Raw genomic sequence first — 25,810 nt, 5'->3', positions numbered from 1 at the left:
ATGGCTAGAAGTCGCCTCCACCGCCGCCGTCGCCGCCCCAGCCGCCGCCGTCGAAGCCGCCGCCAGAATCGCCGCCGCCACCGAAGAAGCCCCCGTCGCCACCGCCGTCATTGCCGCCACCGCCCCAGCCGCCGCCTCCGCCGTTCAGGATGGAGTTGATGAGGATGCCGCCAAGGATTGCGCCACCGAGGCCACCGCCTCCGCCACCCCCGCCGAACATTCCGCCACGGCCGTAGCCTTGGTCTGCGTAACCGAACCGGTCAACGTCGGACTGTGCGAGTTGTGCCGCCTGGGCCGCAAGCGAATGCGCCTGCTGGGCGTAGGTAAGTGCAGTAACAGGATCATTGCGCGAGATGGAGAGCGCGTAGTCGAGGTTGCGCTGGGCCTCCGCCAACCTGGTTCGGGCCTCTGTGCCCACACCGCCGCGACGGGCTGTAATGTAGTCCGACGTTGCGCTGATCTGCGCCTGTGCGGCCATGATTGTCTGCTGCAGCGAGGCCTGGGCGCGCCGGGCCTGCTCCTGCTGATCGCGGATGCCGGACAATGACTGATCGAGCGCCTGGTGGGCTGACTCAACGCGACTCAGCGTCGCGATTGGATCGATCTTTCCGCCTTGGATCTCGGTCTTCACCTGTGCCAAGGCGGCTTCCACGCCAGCCACGGGGCCCGCGAGTTCCGGGTGTTCGCCGGACTGGATCATCGCCCGTGCTTGGGCAAGGTCCTGGCTGGTTTCCGCTACGGCTCCTTCCAGGGAGGCGCGGGCCTCATCCAAGCTACTCGCCGTCTTGGAGATGGCATCGATCAGCACGTTGGTCTGGTGCAGGCTTTCCTCTGCAGCACGAACGGCGACAGCAGCCATGCTGTTCTCGCCCGTTGCCAACTTCTCTTGGGCGGCAGTGACGGCGTTCTGCACAAACGCGAGGCGCTCCTTGGCCTGCAGAATGTTGTCAGAGACCTGGGTCAACGCTGATTCGGCATACTTGGCGCGCAAGCCCTCAAGGGATTGCTCTGAGTTGGAGATCTTCGCATCGGCCTCCTTGGCTCCCGCAGTCAGCGCTGCCAGAGCTTGAGGTGCGTTCTTCTCAAGCTCGCGCAAGGAGTCGAAGTCGGCTTTCTGGTCCCGTAGGGATGCCAAGGCGGCTTCTGAGCGGCGAATGATCTCGCCGAGCCAGCTCCGCTGCTGCTCTTCGGTGTCAGGAATGTGGTCATCCAGCTGCTGCTGCAGCTTGAAGGATTCCGTCATGTGGCCCTTCGCCTCTTCCAAGGCTTTGGTGAAGTTGCCAATCGCGGAATCACCGTACTGCGCCTGCGCGAACCCGAGTTCCTGCTCGCTGGACTTGATGGCGTCGTCCGCCTCGATCAACAGTGAGCCGCTCTTCTGGCGCAGCTCCGGAATGCTAAGACCGGCCAGGGGATCAAGTTCCTCACCCTGCGGGCCGTAGCTGGCGCTCACGGCCTGGGTGCTGCCCTTCTTGCGCCGGTTTCGGAGGTAGAGGTAAGTTCCCGCGCCGCCAGCTGCCACCACGCCAACTCCGACGAGGACGCCGACGCCGGCGTTACCGTTCGGGACTGTCCCGCTGCCTCCACCGGCAGCATCTCCGATGGCTGCTGCTGCATCAATGACAGCCTGCGCATAGTTATCCGCACGCAGCTGGGGGTCAATCGCCTTACTGGCAATGGTGTCGCGCTGTGCGTTGGTGATCTTGCTGTTGCTGGGTTTGCTCAGCAGATATTGCCGTGTGTCGGTAGCTACGGTGAGCAGCATGGCGTTAGAGCCAAGCTGTGCTTTGTCCGCTACGGCCGCAGCCCACTCCACACGGTCGGCAGGGTCCTCGAACCGCTTTACAAACACAGCGTGCAGCGTCATTGCGTGGTCCGTGCCGAGCTTCTGGATAGCCTCTTGAACCTTCGCTTTATCTCCACCGAGCACGCCGGCAGAGTCCACGATTTTGGTGGTGGGATCGAGTGTCACCGGGCTCTCGGCCCAGGCTGCGCCAGCCGGCAGGGCCAGCATTCCAGCCAGGCCGATAACGGCGAGTACTCGTTTAACTATTGACCGCATGTGCAACCCTTCAGCACGTCTGCGACTGGAACAAGGCGTACCAATCGTCACAGAATGCTCAGCGCCCCCACGCATGGTGTAAAGCCGCAGGTCGCTGTGGCAATTCCTCTTGATTCTATGGTGCACCCCATAACCCGTCCACAGGCGTGAATATGCCACCAGCGAAATATAGGAGAGAGCTGGATTGTTGACCCGTTGGGGGTCTTTTTTGAAGGGTAAGCCGCACGGGTTCGGACCTTTCAGGAAGCTCCCAGCGAACGTCCGCTTTTGTTCCAGTTATTAGGTACATAGTTGTTGGAGACGAGGACGAAAGGACGACCCATGACGGAGAACCCAGCGCAGGGCACCGCACCAGAGAACCGCGAGCCATCAGAGCCGCGGAATACGACGCGGGAACAGGGCGATGCGGCCGCCACCCAGCAGCAGCCTGCCTGGACTTCAGGACGTGGAGCCGGGACGGAAGACACAGCTCAGCCCACTACTCCGCTGCCTGCCTTCCAGCCGCCAGCAACCCAGCAGCAGTCGCAGCAACCGCAGCCGCCGCAGTACTACGGCGCTCCGCAGCAGCACGAACCGGCTCACCGACCGAGCTACCCCCAGCACCAGCCGTTCTACGGTGGTTCAAACCCCGGCGCCAATGGAAATGCCGGCACCCAGTTCCACAACGCGCAGGGATTCCAGAATGCCCAAGGCCAGAATGCCCAAGGCCAGAATGGCCCCGGAATGCAGCAGGTCCCCGGCCACTCTTCGGCGGTAGCCAACAAGCGCAAGCCGGCATTCGGCGTCGGTACCCTTGTGGCAAGCATGCTTGCGGCGGGCTTGATCGGTGGCGGTGTAGTGGCCGGCAGTAACGCGCTGTGGGATAACCCCGCCCCGGCTGCTACGACAGGCGGGCAGTCCAGCACGGTCATCGTGAACAACAAAGACGACGTGAACGTCATTACCGCTGCGGCAGCCAAGGCATCGCCCAGCGTGGTGACCATCAAGGCGACCAGTGGCAACGAGGGTGGCACGGGTTCCGGCATCATCCTCGACGACCAGGGCCATATCCTCACCAATACCCACGTCGTTACGTTGGATGGTGCTACCGCCAACGCCGCCATCGAGGTCCGGACGAACGACGGAAAGGTCCTGAAGGCCACCGTGGTTGGCACGGATCCGTTGTCGGACCTTGCTGTCATCAAGGTGAGCGACGCATCGGGCCTGGTCCCGGCGACTCTGGGTGACTCGTCCAAGATCAACGTGGGGGACACCGCCGTCGCCATCGGTTCGCCGCTGGGCCTCACCGGCACGGTGACGGACGGCATCGTTTCTACGCTCAACCGCACCATTAGTGTTGCGTCGTCTGCTGTACCGGAAGGCACTCCGGATGAGAGCCAGGGCGACGACGAAGGCTTCCAGTTCGCACCACCGAACGGTGGCCAGGGCCAGAGCGCAGCCAACGCGGGTTCGATTGCCATTAATGTCATCCAGACCGATGCCGCCATCAACCCCGGTAACTCCGGCGGTGCTTTGGTGAACAGCAAGGGTGAAGTTATTGGCGTCAACGTAGCCATCGCTTCCGCGGGCAGCGGAAACTCCGAAACGTCCACCGGCAACATCGGCGTTGGCTTCAGTGTCCCGATCAATCACGCCAAGCGCGTCGCGCAGGAGATCATCGACACCGGCAAAGCCAGTCATGGACAGTTTGGTGTGTCCGTTCGTTCGAAGTCCTCTTCGGGCAGCGATTCAGGCTTTTCCGTAGGGGCCGAGGTTGCCTCGGTGACGTCGGGTTCGGCGGCTGCCAAGGCTGGGCTAAAGGTTGGCGATGTTGTAACCAAGTTTGGCGACTACACCGTGAGCGATCCCAACCAATTGACCGCCGCTGTTCGCGAACAGCCGGCCGGTGCCAAGGTGAAGGTCACCATTCAGCGTGGTGGCCAGACGCAAGAGGTTGAAGTCACCCTTGACGCTGCCCAGCAGTAGGCGGCCCAACAGCAGGCAGGAACAACGCACGACGGCGGACGGCACCTCTCTGGTGCCGCCCGCCGTTTTGCTGTGGCCAGGCGGAGAACTGCACACGAAAAGCATCGCGCGTAGCTGAAACAGGACTTAACGCTGGGAGTGGTTTTCCGCGGGCAATATGCTTAGCTAGGACGAGCCCGCACGATGGGCAATTTACGGCCACGCTGCTGCGTTTGGCCGTCCACAAGCATGGAAGGCTGCTTCGAAGACAGTGGAAGAGACATTGAAGATTGTCGTTCTGGTCAAGCACGTCCCGGACGCCCAGTTCGACCGGCACATCACCGGACCTGGCAACACAACCGACCGTGACGAGAGCATTTTGTCCGAACTGGACGAGTACGCCCTCGAGGCGGCGCTCCAACTGGCGGAGGAACGCGGCGGCCCGAAGGCTGGAAACGAGGTCATTGCCTTGAGCATGGGCCCGTCCGGTGCGGTCAATGCTGTGAAGAAGTCACTCCAGATCGGTGCGTATTCCGGCGTCCACCTCAGCGACGACGCTTTGGCCGGTTCGGATGCTGCTGCTACATCGCTGGCGCTTGCCGCAGCCATCCGCCACATTTCGGCCGATGGCCGGCCGGTGGACCTGGTTCTGACGGGTATGGCATCCACTGATGGCGAGACTTCGCTCATCCCGGCCCAGCTTGCCGAGCGTTTGTCGTTCCCGCAGGTCACCTTTGCCTCCAGCCTTGAGGTAACGGGCGGACAGGTCAGTGCCCGCCGCGATGCCGGCGCCTTCTCCGAGACTGTTGAAGCGCAACTCCCTGCAGTGGTCTCGGTGACCGATCAGATCAACGAACCCCGCTACCCCAACTTCAAGGGAATCCTGGCTGCCAAGAAGAAGAAGATCGCCTCCTTGTCGCTGGCTGACGTCGGTGTGGACGCTTCGCAGGTAGGCTTGGCCGGCTCTTGGACAGTGGTGGAGTCTGCAGAGGCCCGCCCACCGCGCACAGCCGGGACCATCATCACCGACGACGGCGACGCCGGCATTAAGCTGGTCGATTTCCTCGCCGCACAGAAGCTGCTCTAAAGGGGATTCCAACCATGGCAAATGCACTTGTTTTCATTGATAACCCGGGAGCAGCTCTCAAGAAGAGCAGCCTGGAGCTCCTGACCATCGCCCGTTCCCTGGGGGAGACCGCCGTCGCGTTCACCGGGCAGCTGCACGACGACGTCGCCGCCACCTTGGGTGCATACGGCGCCACTACGGTCTACCAGCCGTCGGTGGAGGACCTCGACAACTACTTGGTAGGGCCCAAGGCCGCCTACCTCGCCGCTGCTGTGGCAGCGTCCGGAGCTACGACGGTACTCCTGGACAACTCGCCTGAGGGCAAGGAAATCGCAGGCAGGCTTGGCATCAAGCTCAACGCCGGCGTCATCACGGACGTCGTGGGCGTTGAGGCTGACGGCACCGCTCATAAGTCGGTCCTGGCGGGCTCCTACAACACCACCGCGAAGGCCACCACCCCGGTGACGGTTCTTTCGGTCAAAGCCAACAACGTAGAACCTGCGCCCGCAGGTGCGGCCGCTGCTCCGGCCACTGCAACGGTTGAGGTTCCCGCTGACGGCTTGGCGAACGCCGCACGTATCGCAGCACGGACCGAGAAGCCCGTCAGTGGCCGACCTGACCTTAGCGAAGCAAGGATCGTGGTCGCCGGTGGCCGTGGCGTCGATGGTGACTTCGGGCCCCTCGAAGAGCTGGCCGACGCCTTGGGCGCGGCAGTTGGCGCGTCCCGCGCTGCTACCGACGCGGGGTGGATCGGCCACGACGCGCAAGTTGGCCAGACTGGCGTTACGGTATCACCGCAGCTGTACATTTCTGCCGGGATCTCTGGCGCCATCCAGCAAAAGGCCGGAATGCAGACTTCCAAGGTCATTGTGGCCATCAACAAGGACGCAGAATCGCCGGTGTTCGAGATTGCCGACTACGGCATCGTTGGTGACCTCTTCAAGGTACTGCCGCAGGCAACTGCGGAGATCAAGAAGCGGAAAGGCTGATCCCTTTGTCCTCTGACGCTACGTCAGCAGAGAGCCCGTTCGACGCCTCCACGGAGCGCGTTGAGCGGGTGCTTTGTTTTACTGCCCATCCTGACGACATCGACTTTGGCGCTGCAGGGACCATCGCGGCCTGGACGGCGGCCGGCGTCGAGGTCAGCTATTGCATCATGACCGACGGCGACGCCGGCGGTTTCGATCCGGTGGACAGAGAACGGATCACCGAACTCCGTGCAGAGGAGCAACAGCGGGCGGCCGCCCTGGTGGGTGTCAAAGACATCCATTACCTGCACGAGCTTGATGGCTACCTGGAGCCGACACATGGCGTCATCAAGCAAGTGGTGAAGCTGATTCGCCAGATCCGTCCCGACATCGTGCTCACCATGCATCCCGAAAGGAACTGGGATCGCCTCCAGAAGAGCCATCCTGACCATCTCGCGGCCGGTGAAGCCGTTACCCGGGCGGTTTACCCGGCAGTGGAAAATCCCTTTGCCTACCCGGAGCTGGCCGCAGAAGGACTTACTGCCTTCAAGCTGCCATGGCTGTGGTTTATCTCCAGCCCGGACGCCAGGGAGAACCATTTTGTGGACGTCTCGGACCAGGTGGACGCAAAGCTTGATGCCATCCGCGTCCATGCAAGCCAGCACCCGGATCTTGAAGGCATGGAGAGCGTAGTCCGGAGCCTGATGCTGGCCAACGGGAAGCGGGCGGGCCTCCCTGCCGGAACCAGCGCAGAGGCCTTCCACGTGGTGTCCGTCAACGGTTCCAGCACCATCGCAGGCTTCTGACGTTGCCGTGGTGTAACCCGTGTCATATGCTTGATCTCGGTTAAATCATATTTATTCGAGGAAGGCAGACTTTGATGGCGAAGACTGCGCAGCAACCTGTTCTGGTGATTATGGGAGTCTCCGGTTCGGGCAAATCGACTGTTGCCGGCGTACTGGCAGGGAAACTTGGATGGGACCTCGCCGAAGGCGACGACCTCCACCCTGAAGCGAACGTGGCGAAGATGCACTCCGGGCAGGCCCTCAGTGATGAGGACCGCTGGCCATGGTTGGGCATCATCTCTGATTGGATCCGGACACACGTGGATGCCGGAACTCCGGCGATCATCACCTGCTCGGCACTGAAAAAGAAGTACCGCGATGTCCTCCGGGGCGAGGGTGTGGTGTTCGTCTTCCTGCAGGGGAGCAAGGACAGGATTTCGGATCGCCTTGCCTCCCGGCACGGCCACTTCATGCCGCCGTCGCTCTTGGAATCGCAGTTCGACGCACTTGAGGAACCCACGGAGGACGAGAACTACATCTCCTTGTGCGTTTCCGCGTCGCCGGCTGAAGAAGCCGACGAAGTGATTGAACGGCTTGGTCTCCGGCCCACAGGTGCCGGCGCCGAAGCCACCGCCTCGTGAAGGTCCTGGAAACGGCGACGCAGGTACAGGAATGGACTGAGCACGACACCCAACTCCTTGTCGTGGCAGCGCTGGGTATTGCATTGATTGTGGCGCTGATCGCCAAGCTGAAACTTCATCCGTTTCTGGCACTGGTCTTGGGCTCGGCGTTTGTGGGGCTGGCGTCAGGCGTCGAACTTGGCAAAGTCATCACCAACTTCGAGGACGGCGTAGGCAGCGTCCTCAAGGAGGTCGGCCTGCTCATTGCGCTCGGAGCCATGCTCGGGAAGCTGCTGGCTGATTCCGGCGGGGCAAACCGGGTGGTGGACACTCTGTTGGCCAAGGCCAGCGGTAACAAGCTCGTGTGGATGATCACGCTCGTGGCTGTGATTATCGGCTTGCCGATGTTCTTCGAAATCGGGCTCGTTCTGCTGCTTCCGGTGATCGTCCTGGTAACGCAGCGGTCCAAGATGAAGCTGATGCGTATCGCGATCCCGGCGTTGGCTGGCCTCTCCGTGCTTCACGGATTGGTGCCGCCGCACCCGGGCCCACTGATTGCGATCAGCGCAGTCAAAGCGGAACTTGGAACAACGCTCGGCTTGGGCATCCTCGTGGCGATCCCCACGGTCATCATCTGTGGCCCGCTCTTCTCACGGTTGGCTGCCCGGTGGGTACCTGTGGGCGCGCCGGCCGTGGCCGGAGGCATTGATACCCAGCACGCAGCTGACCTTAGCGAAGTGAAGCGTCAGCCGTCGTTCCTTGTGACACTTCTGACCATCATCTTCCCTGTGGTCCTCATGCTGTTGAAGGCCTTGGGTGGCATCATCTGGCCAAACCCTGAAACGGCACCGGCAATCAGGATCTTCTTTGACTTCGTGGGCCAGCCCCTGGTGGCCATGACGCTGGCGGTCCTCCTGGCAATAGTGACGTTCGGATACGCTGTAGGCTTCACCGGCAGCAGGATCACAGCCAAGTTGGGTGAGAGCCTGGGACCCATCGCCGCAATCCTCCTGATTGTGGGCGCCGGTGGTGGCTTTAAGCAGACTTTGATCGGTGCCGGGGTCGGCGATTCAGTCAAGAAATGGGCTGAAGGCGCCAACATGTCGGTTCTGGTGCTTGGCTTCATCGTGGCAGTGGCTCTCCGCCTGGCCACGGGTTCAGCGACAGTGGCGACTGTGACGGCTGCGGGAATTGTGGCACCCCTGGCCAGCAGCCTGAGCCCGACACACGCTGCCTTGTTGGCCTTGGCCATCGGCGCGGGCTCCCTGTTCCTGTCCCACGTCAACGATGCCGGATTCTGGCTGGTCAAGGAGCTGTTCGGGCTTACCGTTGGACAGACATTCAAAACCTGGTCCGTGATGGAAACGCTGATCTCCGTGGTGGGCTTCGGCTTCGTGATGCTTCTCTCGCTCCTGTTGTAGCTGGGAAAACTGTGTTGTAACCGCGAAAGCAACCGACAAACGCACGACGGCGGCCGGCCCTTGGGTGGGACGGCCGCCGTCGTGTGTTAATCCGACAAAGAGTCAGGCGCTGAGTCCGACCACCAGGACCGGGTCTGAGGTGGGGGCGCTTGACCCGCCCGTGGGTTCCACGGTGATGGCTACGGACGAAGCTGAGGACAGGCCCTTCACAACGGCCGGCTTGGAAAGAGTCTCGGCATCCATGGTGCCCTGAGGCACAGGGGCGGAGCCGTCCTTGGGGAGGGTCCACAGCTGGTACACCTTGCCCTCCGGGGCAGGTGCCACGCCATCCATCAAAACAACGAAGGAGTCCTTGGCCGAAGATGCAGAGATAGTGGCCGTGCCACCGCCGGGAACAGGCGCGGACTTCTTCTGGACATCCTGTGCCTGCAGTACCTGGTTGACCGGGTCATTCTGCGCCGCGACGTAGGCGCCCACTCCGATACCACCGAGTGCAATCACGGCTGCTGCAGCAGCTCCGATGATCCATCTGCGTGCGCCACCGGTGCGCGTACGTTCCTCGCGCTTAGCCCTGGCAGCCGCGAGGTCGTCGACGGCGGGACCCGCAACCGGTGGGGCGGCCGGTGCAGAAGGGGCTTGGACAGCAGCATCGGTGGTGATGCGTTCCATGATGTTGTCCAGGAGGCGGGCCGGTGGTGCTTCCTCAGGCGCGAAACTGGCTGCCAGGGTTTCGCGGGCTTCGCGCACGCGCTCCAGGAAAGCAGGACCTTCCGGAGCGTCCTTGATGTAGTCGTCGATCATGTCCCGTTCGTCGTGGCTCACGGCGTCCAAGGCATAGATTTCCGCCAGTTCGAGGACGCGGCCCTCAGCGAGGTCGGTGGCGATGTCGTTGGCAAACATTCTGCGGATAAAGCCTCCACTGGTGTTTTCACTCATGTCAACCCGCCCCCAGGCAGGTCTTCAGCCGTAGTAGTCCATCCCGGATGCGGGATTTGATGGTCGGGACGGCAGCGCCCAGATGCTCGGCTACTTCCCGGTAGGTCAGTCCACCGTAGTATGCGAGTCGGACGGATTCGCGCTGAGTGTCAGTGAGCGTACCCAGGCAGCGGCTGACAGCTTCGGCCTCCAGGTTGGTGTCGGCTTCCTCCGCCACCAGGTCCCGGTCCGGGTCCTGGCTGGCTGCGCCGTATCTGGCCTCGCGGTCAGTTGCTGCTTGCACGGCGCGGACACGGTCGATGGCCCTCCGATGGGCAATGGTCATGAGCCAAGCCAGCGGGCTGCCTGCGGCACGGTCGAATTTTGCAGCACCCTGCCAGACCTGGATATAGACCTCCTGGGTGGCGTCCTCGCTAAGGTCAGGGTCTATCAGGACGCGCCTGGCCATACCGAACACACGCCGCGAGGTGAGGCTGTAGAACTCGGCGAAAGCCTGCTGGTCGCCTGCTGCCACGAGTTCGAGCAAGCCAGTCAGCTGCGAGTTCAGATCAGTCGCAGAGCCCGTAGCTTCGGAGACCGGGGGGCCGGGATTGTTGGGGATGTCCATCACCGTCCAGCATATGTCGTCCCGTTTGAAACCGGCAGCATAACGGGATTGCGTCGAAGGCGCGGCGGTGCAGCGGCTTGCCGTTGTCACCCTGTTCTGCAGCGCGCTCACGTAGGCTCCCTCAACGAATGTCCAAGGCAGGAAATGTCCTGCATCAGGTATTCGGCGCTGTGGCGCCGTTGGATGGGCTATACCTTGGCGCCGGCAAATCCGTTCTGCCGCCAAGCTTCAAAGACGGCGATCGAAGCGGCGTTGGCCAGGTTGAGCGAGCGCAGAGAAGGTTTCATGGGAAGGCGAACACGCGCTGTAACGTGCGGATCCTGCTTGAGCCAATCCGGCAGGCCCACGGATTCCGGACCGAACATCAGGACGTCGCCTTCGCGGTAACTGATATCCGTATAGGACGTCTCGCCGTCCGAGGTGTAGGCGAAAACCCGTTCCGGCTTGAGCACAGCCCAAGCGGCCTCGATGTCCTTATGGACTGTAACTACGGCGAGGTCGTGGTAATCAAGACCGGCGCGACGGAGCTTGGCATCGGAAAAATCAAAGCCAAGGGGCTCCACCAAGTGAAGCTCAGCCCCCGTGATGGCGGCCAAGCGGATGGCATTGCCCGTATTGCCCGGAATTTCTGGAGTGTGGAAGAGGATGCGGAACACTGTTCCATCTTAGTCAGCCGCGTAGAGGCTGGCAGCGCCTAGTGCATCCCGCGAAGCAGCCGTGCCAGGACGGGTATCACCACGGTGTTCGGGGCTGGCCCTGAGCTGAGAAATTGCTTGAGCCCCCTCACCAGCCCTGCCGCGTTGACGACTTCCACAGGGTTGTGGCTCGACTGGCCCTTGCCGTACTGGTCGATCACAGGCTCGTGGAGGTTGCCGTCAGGACTGTGCAGAACCACCCAGCCGGTGACATTGAGTTCGGGAAAGAGGTCCTGCATGTGGCGGACGATGTGTGCGAGCTGCGGTGGAGCTACCGAACGCCCGCCGTGCCGCAGCGAGTGGCCGTCCCAGGCATAGGCGCCCTTGGGCAGCAGCATGGAACCGATCAACGCCAGCCGGTAGCCGGAAAGGACGGCGTGATCGATGTGATTGTTGTCCGACGGCGAGCGCAGCCCGTTGATCAGCCGGGCAGCGGGGATGGCGGGCAGGACCTGCCGGCTGATGAGCTGGACCGTGCGCATCTCGCGTTGAATGCGGGCCTCGGCTCCAAAGATGCCGCGTTTGCGTGGGAGGCCGTGGACCTGCTGAGCCGCCTCTGCCGCTGAAATGAGGGGAACTTCGTTGGGATCGTCAAAGGCGGGCACATATACCGGGGGGTCGCCCGCAGTATTGCGCTGGGCCTGGGGTCGTTTGACGTTTGTGGTGGCGGAAGGACCCGGCGCGGCAGTGCCAGTGTAGTCACCCGGCCGCGGTTGGCTCACGCCTGAGGCCCCCCGGGCGTACCTGCGGTCGTATTCGGCCCTTCGTTGGGGATCAATCAGGGTTTCGTACGCGAGGGTTACACGCCGGAACATCTCCGCTTCTCCACCATGATCGGGGTGGGCCTTCCGGGCAGCCTTACGGTAGGCCACTTTGATCTCCTTGTCCGTAGCGGTGACGGAAACGCGGAGAACCTGATAGTGCGAGCTGTTGCCCTCGGCCAAGCACGGGCCCTTCTCTATGGTGATGGTGCGCTTCTGAAGAAGCGCGGTACAGGCAAGTTTATCCAGCCACTATGTGAACGTTGGTAACGGGGCCCGTGGTTCCCGCTGGCATAATTCACGCTGTGAAACCTTCGGCGACCGATAACCACTGACGATGCCGACCAAAATCGCTGTCGCCATTAACCCTGCTGCCTCATTCGGCCGAGGGCGCGATGCCGGGCACCAAGCCGTGGGTCTCCTCCGCGCCGCCGGCCTGGACGTCGTCGTACTTGAAGCGGACAATTACTACGCCCTGCGGAGGGCGGTTGATGTGACCTTGGCGGCCGGTGTGGAGGCCTTGGTAGTGGTGGGTGGCGACGGCATGGTCCACTTGGGTGTCAATGCGCTCGCCGGGATGGATGTTCCCCTCGGCATTGTTCCCGCCGGAACAGGCAACGATGTGGCGAGGCTGTTGGCGTTGCCGCTGAACGACACCGGCGCCGCGTGCCGCTGGCTGCTGGCCGCGCTGGAGACAGGCGGGCGCAGGATCGACGTCGGACGGGTTGCCGCAGGCGGTGAGACCACATACTTCGCGGGCGTCCTGTCCGCCGGCTTTGATGCAGCCGTCAACGAACGGGCCAATTCCTGGCGGTGGCCGCACGGGAAGAGCCGGTACAACCTTGCGATGCTCAGGGAGCTGGTTTCCTTCCGGCACATTACCTATACGGTGACCGCCGATTGTGTAACCTGGCGTCAACCTGCCTTGCTCATTTCAGTGGCCAACGGACAGTTCATAGGCGGGGGCATGAACATTACACCCAACGCCTTACCCGACGACGGGTGGCTGGACATGTTTGTGGTGAAGCCATTGTCGCGGCTCAGCTTCCTTGCTGTGTTTCCCAAGGTTTTCGCTGGGAGGCACACCAGCCATCCGGCCGTGGAGATCAAGCGCGTCCGGAAGGTGCAGTTGGACGCCAACGGGGTGGTGGCCTACGCCGACGGTGAGCGCATCGCGGAGTTGCCCGTCGTCGTTGACCTTGTCCCCGCAGGCCTATGGGTGCTTGCCTAGTGCGCTGCGGTGGTAGCGGAGCATCGTTGCCGTTGGGGGCTAGACTCGATCGCGGCGACAGGCCGCGCCAGAGGGTGCCAGATATCAGGCAGTAGCGGCTCAGGCAGCAATGGCTTGGACACGAGACAAGGAGACATGGTGGGGAACAACGTTCGACGTCGACTGGCTGGCTCGGTTGCCGCTGGAGCCGCAGGCGTCCTGCTGGTTGGCTGCACCGTCAACGTCCCCGACCCGGCGGCTCCGAAGCCTTCACCGTCGGCCTCAACGCTGGCGACTCCCACCATCACTCCTGGACACGACGCCGCCGCGGTGGCCGAGAAGGACTTGCCACTGGCAGCAGGGGGAACTTTGGCACCGGGGGAGCCCGTCACCGTCTCCACTCGATTGGAGGAAGTGCCTGGCTGGTCAGTGGTTCACTCCGCACTGCAGGGCGAAACCAGGTACAAGAAGACGGACGGATGCGTGCTCGCGGTCCGGGTCAGTGTGAATCAGGGCCCGTTGGTGGTGCCTGGCGACGACGTCGCTTCCACCAAGGAATTGTTCACTTACCTGAATGCCGGTGTTGCGGTGGACAGTTTGAAGCCGGGGTCGTTGCGTTGGGGGGAAGACTCTGACAAACCGCAACAAAGCGTTGAGTTCCTCAGTTTGGAATCCTCGTCAGCATCCGGCGGTCAGTCAGCTATTGTCTTGGCCAGGTTGTTCAGCGCCCCTGCATCCTCGGTGTACGTCTCCCTGGCATGCCCGGATGACAACACCTTGACGCAAGCGCGTGGTGAGACCGTATCCCGGCTTGTCGTGGTGCCGCCGTCCTGATCCATTCCCCTGGTGCGGTCAGCGAATAAAGCAACGATTCTTATTTTTAGAGATACCGTTGATTCATGGGCACCTTCGACCTCCCGTGGATTCGCAAAATCGCTGCCGTCGCGTCCCTGGACGACGAGAACCGCCGCAGGCTGTACGAATACCTTCTGAGTTCCGGGAGTGCGGTGGGTCGGGATGAGGCGGCCTTGGCTCTGGAGTTGCCCCGCAGTTCAGTGTCTTTCCATTTGGATCGCTTGGTCCGCGAAGGACTCCTGCGGGTCGAGTTCAGGAAGTCGCCTGACAGGACGGGACCGGGGTCGGGGCGGCCTTCAAAACTCTACATTCCAGTGATGGATGAGATCGGCGTCTCCATCCCGGAGAGGCGCTACGACCTCGCCGGCCACCTCATGGCAACAGCCATCAAGCGTGCTGAGGCCGGTGGCGCACCCGTTGCGGCGGCCCTGCGTGAGGTCGCCGCAGCCAAGGGAAGCGAGTCGGGAAGGCCCGGCGACTTCCTGGGTGCGATCTCGGAGCTTGGATACCAGCCCACCCCCGATGCCTCCGGGGGATACCGCCTGCTTAACTGTCCTTTCCATCGCTTGTCGCGGGACCATAGGGACGTTGTGTGCGCCATGAACGGCGCCTTCCTCAACGCCGCGGCGACGGCCTCCGGACTCAGTGCCGACGTGGTAGAGCCAGTTCCGGACCATGGCCTGGGACAGTGCTGTGCGCGCATCAAAGCCCTTGAGGGCGATTCCTGAGCGCTTGGTTCTTGAATGCTCGGCTCCCAAGGGCTCGCCGTCGGTAGAATTACAGGGTGCCTGTATACCTTGATCATGCTGCAACCACGCCCCTGTCGGCCGAAGCGCTGACTGTCATGACGCGCGAGCTTGCGCGGACGGGGAATCCTTCGTCGCTGCACGGCGCAGGCCGCCGCGCGAGGCGGGCGGTAGAGGATGCCCGGGAGACACTCGCCGCGGCTGCCGGGGCGCATCCGTCAGAGGTTATTTTCACCTCAGGCGGGACGGAAGCGGACAATCTGGCGGTCAAGGGGCTGTATTGGGCCAGGCGGGAAGAGAACCCGCGCCGGATACGCATACTTTGCTCCGCCGTCGAGCATCATGCGGTCATGGATACCGTTGAGTGGCTTGAAAAGCACGAAGGCGCGCACGTTGTATGGCTTCCCGTGGATGCTGAGGGGAAGGTCCGGTTGGATGTCATCAGGCATGAAATCGAACGGGATCCCGAATCGGTAGCCCTGATCACCGTGATGTGGGCCAACAATGAAGTAGGCACCATCCAGCCGGTTACGGACGTCGTGGAGCTGGCCAAGCCGTATGGCATCCCGGTCCACTCCGATGCTGTCCAGGCTTTCGGTTCCGTTCCCGTGGATTTTCGCGGCTCAGGACTCTCGGCGATGTCCGTCTCAGGACACAAGCTTGGTGGTCCCGTGGGGGTCGGCGCCCTTTTCCTGGGGAGGGCTGTGAAGTTGACGCCGGTGCAGCACGGCGGCGGCCAGGAGCGCGATGTCCGTTCCGGGACGTTGGACACCCCTGCAATTGCTGCCTTTGCCGCAGCAGCGGAGGCTGTGACGGCAAATCTGGAGCGTGAACGTGAACGCCTCAGCGTGTTGCGCGACCGCCTCATTCGCGGGGTACTCGATTCGGTTCCGGACGCAGTGCTGCGCGGTGCTCCCGGGAACGGTCGGCTGCCGGGAAACGCCCACTTCACCTTCCCTGGTTGTGAAGGAGACTCACTGTTGTTCCTCCTGGACCTGGCAGGTGTTGAATCCTCAACGGGTTCGGCATGTACTGCTGGGGTTCCGCGGCCGTCGCACGTCCTCTTGGCCATGGGTTTGGACGAGGACGCTGCCCGCGGCGCCCAGCGATTTTCCCTGGGCCACAATTCCACCGAGGCGGATGTGGATGCGCTCCTGAAGGCACTTCCCGAGGCGTGCCTCAGGGCCCGGCAGGCAGGAATGGCCGGCCATGAATCGCGCATTCAAACAGCGGCGACGGTAGCCCGGCAAGCGTCGGCGGAAACTTTGTAGCGACTTCTGCTATCCGGGCAGTAGTTCGTCCAGCGGTACGCCGGGATCCGTTAGTTTGGCTGCGTCTACCGGGACGCGTCTCGAAATCAGGGCCTTGATAGCTTTCTGAACCCGGCTCTGGTTGACGCTCATTCCGGCCACTACGTTAGCGTCCCTCACCCAGAAAGCAATGAAGCTGCCCTCCTCCAGTGATCCGCGAATCACCGGTGGGATTCCGGCGGCCAGAGAAGGAAAACCTGAGTACTCCATGCTGAGGTTGAACTGGTCCGTATAGAAGTAGGGCACCGCATCCAGCGTGGCGTCCTGGCTCATCATGGACTTTGCTGCCACTTTGCCACCGTTGAGTGCGTTGGCCCAATGCTCGCTGCGGTGATGCTCGCCGGTAAAGGGATGGAGTGCGTTGGCCACATCTCCTGCGGCCAGCACATCCGGAGCGCTGGACCTCAGCCCGGCATCCACCAGTATTCCATTGCGTATTTCAAGCCCTGCGGCTTTGGCAAGTGCTGTGTCCGGTACGACGCCGACGGCAACGATTACGACGTCGGCAGGCAGAGTTTCGCCGGTATTGGTGCGAACCGCCGTCGCCTTGCCGTCCTGACCATCGATTCCGGCGGCGCTTGCCGGGAGGCGGAAAATGACGCCTTGGCCTTCATGGAGCCGCTGGAAGTATGTGCCGAGTTCTGGTCCAATGGCGGCACTGAGAGGTACGTCTTCCAGTCCCAGCAGTGTGACGTCGTTGCCGTACGTGCGGGCTGCGGCAGCCAGTTCCATGCCGATCCATCCGGACCCGATCATCACCACCCTCCGTCCTCCGTCTTTCAGGAGAGACTGAAGTCGCAGGCTGTCATCCAGTGTCCGGAAGGTCAGGACTCCGTCAAGGTCTGCACCGGGAAGCGGGATGGTACGAGGCCTGGCACCTGTGGCCAGGAGTAGTTTGGAGTAGCCGAGGCGTCGGCCATTGGCCAAAGTAACCTCATGACCAGCCGGGTCGATGCTGCTGGTAAGGCTGCCAAGAAGAAGCTCGACGTCGTTCTCCCCGTACCAGTTCACTGGTACCACCAGCGCAGAATCCGCATCAGCTTTGCCTAAGAGGAATTCCTTTGACAGGGGCGGTCGTATATAGGGCGTCCGATGCTCGGCGGCCACCAGGGTGACGTCCCCTCCAAAACCCTCGGCCCGGAGGGTCTTGGCTGCAGTCGCCCCGGCGAGCCCACCGCCCACAATGACGATACGTTCGTTTGTCATGTCAGCTCGTTTCTAAAACCAGTAATCTTGACTTTAGAAGGATGGGAGGGGGCCAGTCAATAGGTTTTAGGGCGTGCGTGGCACAACGGGCTAGAATGGATGGGCACGCCGACTCTTCCCAGCCGGATCAGTTGCTCCAAATCCCACAAAAACAGAAAGTCAGCATGCGAGTACTTGCAGCAATGAGCGGCGGAGTAGATTCCGCCGTGGCCGCAGCCCGGGCCGTCGAGGCCGGACACGACGTCGTCGGAGTCCACCTCGCGTTGTCGCGCATGCCCGGCACCCTGCGCACAGGAAGCCGGGGCTGCTGCACCATTGAGGACTCGCGAGATGCCTGGCGTGCCTGCGACGTCCTGGGCATTCCCTACTACGTGTGGGACTTCTCGGAGCGCTTCAAGGAAGACGTCGTCCAGGACTTCATTGATGAGTACGCTGCGGGCAGGACGCCCAACCCTTGCATGCGGTGCAACGAGCGGATCAAGTTCGCCGCGCTTCTGGAAAAGGCAATTGCACTGGGCTTCGACGCCGTATGCACCGGTCACTATGCCAAAGTCATCGAAGACGCCGACGGCAACCGGGAACTCCACCGCGCCGCGGATTGGGCCAAGGACCAGAGCTACGTTCTCGGTGTCCTGACCCACGAGCAACTCAAGCACTCCATGTTCCCGCTGGCGGACACCCCTTCCAAGGCTGAGGTGCGTGCCGAAGCCGAGCGTCGCGGACTGTCCGTGGCCAACAAGCCGGACAGCCACGACATCTGCTTTATTTCCGACGGCGACACCCGCGGGTGGTTGGCCGAAAAGATTGACATGACCACCGGGGACATCGTTGACGAAACCGGTGTCAAGGTTGGCGAACATCCCGGTGCCAACGCGTTCACTGTGGGGCAGCGGCGCGGTCTGAAGCTGGGAACCCCCGCGGCGGACGGTAAGCCCCGGTTTGTCCTGGAAATCCGTCCCAAGGAAAACAAGGTTGTTGTGGGACCGGAAGCCCTGCTGGCGATCGATGAAATCCGCGGTATCAAAGTTTCGTGGGCCGGCAAGCCCATTTCCGAAGTTGCCACCGGCGCTGAGTTCGACTGCCACGCGCAGGTCCGGGCCCACGGCGATCCTGTTCCGGCAATCGCCCGTGTGGAATCCGTTGTTGACGAATCCGGCGTGGAGCGTGCCCAGCTGGTTGTCACATTGACGGATCCGCTGAGGGGTGTGGCCCCAGGCCAGACCGTCGTTCTCTATCAGGGCAGCCGCGTCCTGGGGCAGGCTACTATTGACGCCGCCCGTTCACTTCAGCGGGAAGTCCTCTAGGAGCCAGCGCCTTCCTGGCGAAACCTACTGGAAAGTAAATTTTGTGTCTCGAATCACAAAATGAAGGGTTCGGGGCCATCGAAGTCTGATTGAATCGTGGAATCAAGAGTGTGCGCCGTCACAAATATCCCTCGGCGGCGCGCCGATTCCATCGAACAGAAGGTTCACCAGATGGCACTGAACAAGAAGGCCCTGCACGGCGTTATCGCGCTGGCGGGCATCTCCGCGCTCGCTCTGACGGCATGCACGGGACCCTCCGGCGGCGGTTCATCAGCCGCCCCGGCTGCCGCCGGCCCCATCGCCTACGGCACTACCGACAAAGTCACGTCCTTGGACCCCGCAGGGTCCTATGACAATGGTTCGTTTATGGTGATGAACCAGGTCTACTCATTCCTCCTGAACTCCGAGCCCGGCGGTGCGGAGCCCGTTCCCGACCTCGCCGAATCGTCGTCGTTCACGGCGCCGTCGGAATACACCGTCAAGCTCAAGTCGGGGCTCAAGTGGGCCAACGGGCACACGCTGGACTCCAAGGACGTCAAACACTCCTTCGATCGGCAGGTGGCCATCAACGATCCCGCCGGACCTGCCTCGCTGCTGACCAACATCGAAAGCGTGAGCACTCCCGATGCCACCACGGTGGTATTCAAGTTGAAGAACGCCAACGACCAGACGTTCAGCCAGATCCTCAGCAGCCCTGCCGCGCCGATCGTGGACGATGAAGTCTTCCCGGCCGACACGATTCTCTCGGACGACGAGATCATCAAGGCGAACGCGTTCTACGGCCAGTACACGATCGACAGCTACAAGAAGAACGAACTGGTCAGCTTCAAGGCCTTCGCGGACTACCAAGGCGTTCTTGGCAAGCCTGCCAATGATGCTGCCACCATCAAGTACTACGCCAGCCCCACCAACATGAAGCTGGAAATCCAGCAAGGAGCCATTGACGTAGCCTTCCGCAGCCTAAGCGCCACGGATATCGACGACCTCCGCAAGGACTCAAAGGTCAAAGTCCTCACTGGACCGGGTGGCGAGATCCGTTACATCACCTTCAATTTCGACACCATGCCATACGGAACAAAGGCAGCCGGTGCCGACCCCGCAAAGGCACTCGCCGTCCGCCAGGCCGTGGCCAACCTGGTTGACCGCCAAGCCATCGCCGACCAGGTATACAAGGGCACCTACCTGCCCCTGTACTCCAACGTTCCGAGCGGATTCCTCGGCGCCAACGAGTCGTTCAAGGATGCCTATGGCGACGCTGGAAAGCCGAGCCTGGACAAGGCCAAGAAGGTCCTGACGGATGCCGGCATCACGGAACCCGTGGCACTGAACCTGCAGTACAACCCGGACCACTACGGCGGATCCTCCGGCGACGAATACGCCATGGTCAAGGAGCAACTGGAGAAGTCCGGTCTCTTCACCGTGAACCTGCAGTCCACCGAATGGGTCACTTACAGCAAGGCCAGCCGTGCCGACGAGTACCCCTTGTTCCAGTTTGGTTGGTTCCCGGACTTCAGCGATTCCGACAACTACCTGACACCGTTCTTCCCGGAAGGCGGCTTCCTGAAGAACCACTACAACAATCCCGAAGTCAATGAGCTGATCGCCAAGCAACTGACGGATGCTGACAAGACCAGCCGCGAGGCTGCCATCAAGGATGTCCAGAACGCCCTGGCCAAGGACATCTCCACCCTGCCCCTGCTCCAAGGCGCCCAGGTTGCGGTAGTCGGAAGCGGCGTGAACGGCGTCGAAAAGACGCTGGACCCATCGTTCAAGTTCCGTCTCGGAGTAATTTCCAAGTAACCGCACCTTTGTGAGAAAGGGAGGCGGGACACTGATCCGGTGTCCCGCCTCCTTTGCTGACCACCCGCGTGGCCGGCTCGCACGAGACAACCCCGCGCAATCCACGGGCAGGAAATGCAGGTAACAATGACAACACTTATTGAGGTCCCCGAGGCTGAGCCCGGCATCGTTGCTCCCAAGAGCAAGTCCAAAGCCGGGGGAGGGCTGGGCAGATACATCGTGGTCAGGTTTTTCCTGATCATCCCCACCGTCTTCATATTGGTAACTCTCGTTTTTTTCCTGATGCGGGTCATTGGAGACCCCATTACGGCATCGCAAGGCGGACGACTGCCCCCGGACGTCTTGGCACAGCGAATACAGGAGGCCGGCTACGATCGGCCCGTCCTGGTCCAGTACTTCGAGTACCTTGGCCAACTCCTTACCGGCAATTTCGGCAGCACCATCACGGACCGGCGGCCAGTGGTGGAGGTACTTACCACTTTCGGCGCAGCCACACTCGAGTTGACGATCAACGCGCTGATCGTCGCGCTCGCAGTCGGCATCCCCTTCGGGCTCATTGCCGCACAACACCGGGACAAGACCCCTGACGCGTTTCTGAGGTTCTTCGCTATCCTCTGCTACGCCACACCGGTTTTCTTCTCCGGGCTACTCCTCAAACTGACGTTTTCCGTTTGGCTTGGATGGTTCCCCGTGGCTGGTCGCGCCTCAACGCGGACGGAGTTGACCATGAGTGGCCTGGCTGCACCGTCAGGCATTTACTGGCTGGATGCATTGCGCAGCGGGAACTTCGCCGCTCTGGGGGACATTGCGGCCCACGCGGTGCTCCCTGCGGTAGCCCTCGGATTGTTGACCGCCGGCGTCTTCCTGCGACTGGTGCGCACCAACGTCATCGGCACGCTCGGAAAGGACTACGTCGAAGCAGGGCGTTCCCGCGGCGTCAGTGAGTTCCGCCTGGTGACCAAGCACGCCTACAAGCCGGCACTGATTCCCATCATTACTGTCATGGGCCTGCAAATTGCCCTGATGCTGGGTGGCGCCATCCTCACCGAAACCACCTTTGAGTGGAAGGGCCTGGGTTATCAGCTTGTGCAGTACCTTAACGCGCGCGACTTTGTGGCCGTCCAAGGGATCGTTGTATTGCTGGCCATCATTGTGGCTGTCACCAACTTCGTGGTGGATATCATTGCCGCGCTCATCGACCCTCGAGTGAGGTACTGATCATGAGCACTCCTCAGTTGACCCGACCCACGCAGCCTTTGTTCTCAAGGCTTCCCGTAATCAGCCATCTGAAGAAGAGCGTAGGACTGCAGCGGGGCATGCTCATTGTGGGTGTTGTCCTTAGTGGACTCTTCATCCTTACGAGCATCTTTGCTCCTCTCCTTGCTCCCTATGGCTACTCCCAACTTAGCGATGCATCCGGTTCATTTCCCACCCAGGAAGCTCCTAACTCCAAGCACCTGCTGGGAACAACTGTTGGCGGTTACGACGTCTTGTCACGGGTGATTTGGGGTTCCCAAACAGCGGTGACGGTCATCGTTGTGTCTGTGGCGATGTCCCTGTTCCTCGGTGTCGCCCTTGGCCTGCTCAGTGGTTATTTCGGAGGGTGGCTGGACAGGATCCTCGTGGTCGTAGCGGATGCCATCTATGCGTTTCCCACCCTGCTTCTGGCAATCGTCATTTCCATCGTGATCAGCCGGGGACAATCCAGTTTCTGGGGCGGCATCTTCTCTTGTGCCTTCTCCATCACGGTGGTCTTTGTCCCGCAGTACTTCCGCGTCATACGGGCAGAGACCATTCGCCTCAAGGCTGAGCCGTTCGTCGAGTCGGCCAAAGTGCTCGGGGCTTCCAGCGTGCGCATCATTGGTCGGCACATCTTCAAGAACGCCACCCGCACCCTGCCGCTCATGTTCACCCTGAACGCTTCCGAGGCGATCCTGACGCTCGCCGGCTTGGGCTTCCTTGGCTTCGGCATCGAGCCCACATCAGCAGCTGAATGGGGGTTTGACCTCAACAAGGCACTGGCGGACACGTCCTCCGGTATTTGGTGGACGGGTGTCTTCCCCGGGATCGCGATCGTTCTCACCGTTCTGGGGCTGACCCTTGTGGGCGAGAGCATCAACGACCTCAACGACCCCCGGATCCGCGGACGCAAACGCGCGGGCAGGACGCCAACACCAACAACAGCAGGAACACCTTCAAATCCGTCAGAAGCAGGCAAGCCATGACTACCAATCTGGGAAATGTGTCAGATCACATCAGCACCGAGCAGCCTGTACTAACCATCGATCGGCTCCAAGTCACCTTCGCCACTGATGGCGGGGACGTTCACGCTGTAAAGGACGTCAGCTTGGAAGTTGGAGCCGGTGAAGTAGTGGCCATCGTGGGGGAATCAGGCTCCGGAAAAACCGTGACGGCCAAGACCATCCTTGGCCTGCTTCCGGAAACTGCCATAAGCTCCGGCGCCGTGGTGATCAACGGCAACAACGTCATCAGTGTCAGTAAATCCATGCTTCGTAAAATCCGTGGCCGGGACGTCGCCATGGTGTTCCAGGAGCCTTCCACAGCACTGAACCCGGTCTTTACCGTGGGCTGGCAGATTGCCGAAGGTATCCGGGCACACGCAACGCATGGCCGTCGCATCTCTGCGAAGGAAGCCAAGCACCGGGCAACCGAGGCACTCCGCAAGGTGGGCATCCCCGACCCTGAAACACGGGTCAACTACTACCCGCATCAGTTCTCAGGCGGACAGAAGCAACGTGTGGTAATCGCTGCGGCCTTGGCCCTTAACCCGGGACTGATCGTTGCCGATGAGCCCACAACTGCACTGGATGTCACAGTCCAGGCCGAAATCCTGCAGCTCCTGCGCGACTTGAGGGACAACTACGGAACCTCAATCGTGCTCATCACACACAACATGGGAGTAGTCGCGGACTTGGCCGACCGCGTAGTTGTCATGTACCAGGGCGACGTCGTGGAGGAGGCTCCTTCCCGGGTCCTGTTTGCTGAACCTCGGCAGGATTACACCAGGAAACTGCTGGCCGCAGTGCCGCACCTCGGACGAAACTCAGCATCAGAGGGTGCCCGTGGCCGGCTCCACCAGGAAGGGAAAATCCTGGTGGAAGCAAATAACCTCACCATTGAATACCCAGGGCGTTTCGGCAGGCACGGTTTCAAGGCCGTGGACAACGTCAGCTTTACGGTGTCGGAAAATGAGGTCTTCGGACTGGTGGGTGAGTCCGGTTCCGGAAAATCCACCATCGGACGGGCCATTGCAGGCTTGACCCGCACCACCGGAGGCAGCCTGAAGGTTCTTGGGTACGAGATGCTGGACTTCAAGGAGCGTACCTTCCGTCCGCTCCGCAAGGAGATCGGCTTCGTTTTCCAGGATCCGGCGGCATCCTTTAATCCGCACCTCACCATAGGCGAGTGCGTCGCAGAGCCGCTGATTATCCACACCAAGCCGGGCGCCGCTGAGGCGAGGAAAAAAGTAGGTGAGCTGCTCGAGTCAGTCCAGCTGCCGGCGTCGTACGCGGAGCGCTACCCGCATGAGCTGTCCGGCGGGCAGCGGCAGCGTGCATCCTTGGCGAGGTCGCTGGCACTCAACCCGCGCCTCCTGATCGCCGACGAACCCACCTCGGCCTTGGATGTCTCGGTGCAGGCCAAAGTGTTGGACCTGTTCAGGGACATACAGGAGCAGTACGGCTTCGCGGCTCTATTCATCAGCCACGACCTCGCAGTGGTGGACATGCTGTCCCACTGGGTTGGCGTGCTGTACAAAGGCCAGTTGGTGGAGCAGGGGATCGGTAACCATGTGATGGGCTCACCGCAGCATGACTACACCAAGAGGCTCATTGCCTCGCTGCCGGTGCCGGACCCGGACGAACAAGCACGACGGCGGGAAGCGCACCGCACGCTGCTTGGCGGCTGAATCGTTGCGAAGGTACGCCCCTCGTCAAGACGGGCGTACCTTCTCCGCGTTAAGGGATGCGGCAATAGTTGACCGTTATGGTCGCTATGCCGCGCCTGTCCCGGCCGGCAGGTAACACCCGCGGGGGCACCGCCCCACACCATAGACTGGGGTGCATGACCGAGCAGAACAACGCCCTTCCCGATGACGCCGATTCCTTCAACCCGGCAGCGAGCTCCCTGGCCGGCCAAGTGGACCGTGCCGTCATGGATGAGCTGCTGTCCATCCGGTCCAGCATCGACAACATCGACGCAACACTGGTGTTCCTGCTCGCGGAACGCTTCAAGGCCACCCAGAAGGTAGGAATCCTGAAGGCCACCCACAAACTCCCCGCCGGTGATCCGGGCCGCGAATCGGCCCAAATCGCCCGCTTGCGCCGGCTCGCCGAGGATGCGCATCTGGATCCAGCCTTCGCAGAAAAATTCCTCAATTTCATCATCAGCGAAGTGATCCGCCATCACGAGGCAATCGCCGAGGATCACCAGATTTCCAGCCAGCAGGCTTGACCCGTGGCAGAAATGGTTGATCTGCGCGCCAGTGCCACCGCTCTGGGACCGTGGCCCGGAAGCGATCCAGCTGAGGCAAACCGGATCATTCGGGGCGAACTGGGGGACCCCCACCTTCCTTTCCTGCCCGAACTGCCTGATCGAGGGGTGGGCTCCGATGCTGTCGGCAGGACCGGCTCACTGCTTGTCGACCTGGCAATCGATGTCCAACCGCACGGCTGGCGCTTGGTGGACAAACCAGGAAAGGATGCCCAGCGCGCCCGCTCGGCACTCGCGACGGACATCAATGTTCTCGCCGACATCGCTGGTGCCGAGGACGTCTCCGCAACGGAGTTCAAAATCCAGTTGTTGGGTCCACTGGGTCTTGCCGCCAATCTTTACCTGCACAATGGCGAACGGGCACTCCTGGACTATGGCGCCCGCAGGGATATTGCGGAATCCTTGGCCGCCGGCGTCGCGGAGCACCTCAGCCGCATCGCCACGGCTGTCCCGGGTGCCCGTTTGGTGGTTCAAATTGACGAGCCGGACATCGCATCCGTCATGGCCGGCACGATCCCGACGGCGAGTGGCTACCGAACGTTGCGGTCCATATCCGGGGAGGAAGTGACAAGCGCATGGAGGGTGGTGATCGAGGCCCTCAAGTCTGCGGGCGTCGTCGAAGCCGTGGTCTCCGTACCGGAAATCGAAGCGCCCATTGAGCGAATCCTTGCAGCGGGAGCTGACGGCGTCGCGGTGCCCCTGAAAGCGTTGACGACGCGCCAGTGGGAGCAGCTTGCTGCGGCCGTCGAGGACGGAAAACGCGTGTGGGCGGGCGCCCTGTCCACCGACGAGCCACAGGCGCAACTGCCACGCACGGCCGAGGTTGTTGAAAGTATCTGGAAGCCGTGGCGGCAGCTCGGGCTTCCTGCCTCGGGCCTGGCGGGACTCCGCGTCACTCCCTCGACGGGGCTGGCGGATTTCAATCCCTCAACGGCCAAGGACGTGCTGACGAAACTAACCCAAGTGGCTGACGGACTTGACCAGCTGGCCCAGGGCTGACTG

Annotated in this window: 23 protein-coding genes; 17 read left to right on the top strand and 6 right to left on the bottom strand. The window is 61.8% G+C overall.

Features of this window, described 5'->3' with window-relative positions:
• Nucleotides 1–4: 4 nt before the first annotated feature.
• A complete protein-coding gene (locus tag RIF72_RS01130) occupies nucleotides 5–2,221 on the bottom strand; it encodes a TPM domain-containing protein (protein ID WP_375164184.1) in 2,217 nt (738 codons plus the stop codon).
• A gap of 162 nt (nucleotides 2,222–2,383) precedes the next feature.
• Between RIF72_RS01130 and RIF72_RS01125 the strand changes: the two genes are divergently transcribed.
• The 6 genes from RIF72_RS01125 to RIF72_RS01100 all read left to right on the top strand — a co-directional run bounded on the left by RIF72_RS01125 (nucleotide 2,384) and on the right by RIF72_RS01100 (nucleotide 8,866).
• Nucleotides 2,384–4,027 (top strand): trypsin-like peptidase domain-containing protein, encoded by a 1,644-nt coding sequence (locus RIF72_RS01125; protein ID WP_309073064.1) that lies wholly within the window; start codon nucleotides 2,384–2,386, stop codon nucleotides 4,025–4,027.
• Nucleotides 4,028–4,289: 262 nt separating this feature from the next.
• The gene (locus RIF72_RS01120) at nucleotides 4,290–5,093 is read left to right on the top strand and encodes an electron transfer flavoprotein subunit beta/FixA family protein (RefSeq protein WP_309073063.1); all 804 of its coding nucleotides are present in this window, start codon (nucleotides 4,290–4,292) and stop codon (nucleotides 5,091–5,093) included.
• A gap of 14 nt (nucleotides 5,094–5,107) precedes the next feature.
• Nucleotides 5,108–6,061, top strand: coding sequence for an electron transfer flavoprotein subunit alpha/FixB family protein (locus tag RIF72_RS01115; protein ID WP_309073062.1), 954 nt, complete (start codon nucleotides 5,108–5,110; stop codon nucleotides 6,059–6,061).
• 5 nt (nucleotides 6,062–6,066) lie between these two features.
• Nucleotides 6,067–6,846: a PIG-L deacetylase family protein gene (locus RIF72_RS01110; protein ID WP_309073061.1), complete on the top strand. Its 780-nt coding sequence runs from the start codon at nucleotides 6,067–6,069 to the stop codon at nucleotides 6,844–6,846.
• A 74-nt stretch (nucleotides 6,847–6,920) separates the two neighbouring features.
• Nucleotides 6,921–7,466 carry a gluconokinase gene (locus RIF72_RS01105; protein WP_309073060.1) on the top strand — a complete coding sequence of 182 codons (546 nt, stop codon included), beginning with the start codon at nucleotides 6,921–6,923 and terminating at the stop codon, nucleotides 7,464–7,466.
• Nucleotides 7,463–8,866, top strand: coding sequence for a gluconate:H+ symporter (locus RIF72_RS01100; protein ID WP_309073059.1), 1,404 nt, complete (start codon nucleotides 7,463–7,465; stop codon nucleotides 8,864–8,866). The genes RIF72_RS01105 and RIF72_RS01100 overlap by 4 nt, the downstream gene beginning before the upstream one ends.
• Nucleotides 8,867–8,968: 102 nt before the next feature.
• Here the strand turns inward: RIF72_RS01100 and RIF72_RS01095 are convergent, their stop codons facing one another.
• The 4 genes from RIF72_RS01095 to RIF72_RS01080 form a co-directional block, all read right to left on the bottom strand.
• Nucleotides 8,969–9,802: an anti-sigma factor gene (locus RIF72_RS01095; protein WP_309073058.1), complete on the bottom strand. Its 834-nt coding sequence runs from the start codon at nucleotides 9,800–9,802 to the stop codon at nucleotides 8,969–8,971.
• A 1-nt stretch (nucleotide 9,803) separates the two neighbouring features.
• A complete protein-coding gene (gene sigK / locus RIF72_RS01090) occupies nucleotides 9,804–10,409 on the bottom strand; it encodes an ECF RNA polymerase sigma factor SigK (RefSeq protein WP_375164190.1) in 606 nt (201 codons plus the stop codon).
• Nucleotides 10,410–10,597: 188 nt separating this feature from the next.
• Nucleotides 10,598–11,065, bottom strand: coding sequence for a tRNA (cytidine(34)-2'-O)-methyltransferase (locus tag RIF72_RS01085; protein ID WP_309073056.1), 468 nt, complete (start codon nucleotides 11,063–11,065; stop codon nucleotides 10,598–10,600).
• Nucleotides 11,066–11,103: 38 nt separating this feature from the next.
• The gene (locus tag RIF72_RS01080; protein WP_309073055.1) at nucleotides 11,104–12,048 is read right to left on the bottom strand and encodes a J domain-containing protein; all 945 of its coding nucleotides are present in this window, start codon (nucleotides 12,046–12,048) and stop codon (nucleotides 11,104–11,106) included.
• A 154-nt stretch (nucleotides 12,049–12,202) separates the two neighbouring features.
• Between RIF72_RS01080 and RIF72_RS01075 the strand changes: the two genes are divergently transcribed.
• The 4 genes from RIF72_RS01075 to RIF72_RS01060 all read left to right on the top strand — a co-directional run bounded on the left by RIF72_RS01075 (nucleotide 12,203) and on the right by RIF72_RS01060 (nucleotide 15,947).
• On the top strand, nucleotides 12,203–13,096 hold the full coding sequence (locus RIF72_RS01075) for a diacylglycerol kinase family protein (RefSeq protein ID WP_309073054.1): 894 nt from the start codon (nucleotides 12,203–12,205) through the stop codon (nucleotides 13,094–13,096).
• 135 nt (nucleotides 13,097–13,231) lie between these two features.
• Nucleotides 13,232–13,909, top strand: coding sequence for a hypothetical protein (locus RIF72_RS01070; RefSeq protein ID WP_309073053.1), 678 nt, complete (start codon nucleotides 13,232–13,234; stop codon nucleotides 13,907–13,909).
• A gap of 65 nt (nucleotides 13,910–13,974) precedes the next feature.
• Nucleotides 13,975–14,658 (top strand): helix-turn-helix domain-containing protein, encoded by a 684-nt coding sequence (locus RIF72_RS01065; RefSeq protein ID WP_309073052.1) that lies wholly within the window; start codon nucleotides 13,975–13,977, stop codon nucleotides 14,656–14,658.
• Between the two features lie 56 nt (nucleotides 14,659–14,714).
• Nucleotides 14,715–15,947: a cysteine desulfurase family protein gene (locus RIF72_RS01060; RefSeq protein WP_309073051.1), complete on the top strand. Its 1,233-nt coding sequence runs from the start codon at nucleotides 14,715–14,717 to the stop codon at nucleotides 15,945–15,947.
• Nucleotides 15,948–15,956: 9 nt separating this feature from the next.
• Here RIF72_RS01060 and RIF72_RS01055 read toward each other — a convergent pair whose 3' ends face one another.
• Nucleotides 15,957–17,192, bottom strand: a complete 1,236-nt coding sequence (locus tag RIF72_RS01055) for an FAD-dependent oxidoreductase (RefSeq protein WP_309073050.1) — start codon at nucleotides 17,190–17,192, stop codon at nucleotides 15,957–15,959.
• A 182-nt stretch (nucleotides 17,193–17,374) separates the two neighbouring features.
• Between RIF72_RS01055 and mnmA the strand changes: the two genes are divergently transcribed.
• The 7 genes from mnmA to RIF72_RS01020 all read left to right on the top strand — a co-directional run bounded on the left by mnmA (nucleotide 17,375) and on the right by RIF72_RS01020 (nucleotide 25,807).
• On the top strand, nucleotides 17,375–18,496 hold the full coding sequence (gene mnmA / locus RIF72_RS01050) for a tRNA 2-thiouridine(34) synthase MnmA (RefSeq protein WP_309073239.1): 1,122 nt from the start codon (nucleotides 17,375–17,377) through the stop codon (nucleotides 18,494–18,496).
• Nucleotides 18,497–18,667: 171 nt separating this feature from the next.
• Nucleotides 18,668–20,296 (top strand): ABC transporter substrate-binding protein, encoded by a 1,629-nt coding sequence (locus tag RIF72_RS01045; protein WP_309073049.1) that lies wholly within the window; start codon nucleotides 18,668–18,670, stop codon nucleotides 20,294–20,296.
• 126 nt (nucleotides 20,297–20,422) lie between these two features.
• A complete protein-coding gene (locus tag RIF72_RS01040; protein WP_309073048.1) occupies nucleotides 20,423–21,514 on the top strand; it encodes an ABC transporter permease in 1,092 nt (363 codons plus the stop codon).
• A 2-nt stretch (nucleotides 21,515–21,516) separates the two neighbouring features.
• Nucleotides 21,517–22,521: an ABC transporter permease gene (locus RIF72_RS01035; RefSeq protein WP_309073047.1), complete on the top strand. Its 1,005-nt coding sequence runs from the start codon at nucleotides 21,517–21,519 to the stop codon at nucleotides 22,519–22,521.
• Nucleotides 22,518–24,224, top strand: coding sequence for an ABC transporter ATP-binding protein (locus RIF72_RS01030; protein ID WP_309073046.1), 1,707 nt, complete (start codon nucleotides 22,518–22,520; stop codon nucleotides 24,222–24,224). Before RIF72_RS01035 ends, RIF72_RS01030 begins: the two co-directional genes overlap by 4 nt.
• 155 nt (nucleotides 24,225–24,379) lie before the next feature.
• A complete protein-coding gene (locus RIF72_RS01025; protein WP_054808477.1) occupies nucleotides 24,380–24,769 on the top strand; it encodes a chorismate mutase in 390 nt (129 codons plus the stop codon).
• A gap of 12 nt (nucleotides 24,770–24,781) precedes the next feature.
• A complete protein-coding gene (locus tag RIF72_RS01020; RefSeq protein WP_375164189.1) occupies nucleotides 24,782–25,807 on the top strand; it encodes a hypothetical protein in 1,026 nt (341 codons plus the stop codon).
• Nucleotides 25,808–25,810: the final 3 nt, after the last annotated feature.

Origin of the sequence: Paenarthrobacter sp. (assembly GCF_031180005.1) — a bacterium.
Lineage (GTDB): Bacteria > Actinomycetota > Actinomycetes > Actinomycetales > Micrococcaceae > Arthrobacter.
The sequence above is the reverse complement of the archived record's forward strand: the minus strand, read 5'-3'. Positions and strand labels throughout refer to the sequence as shown.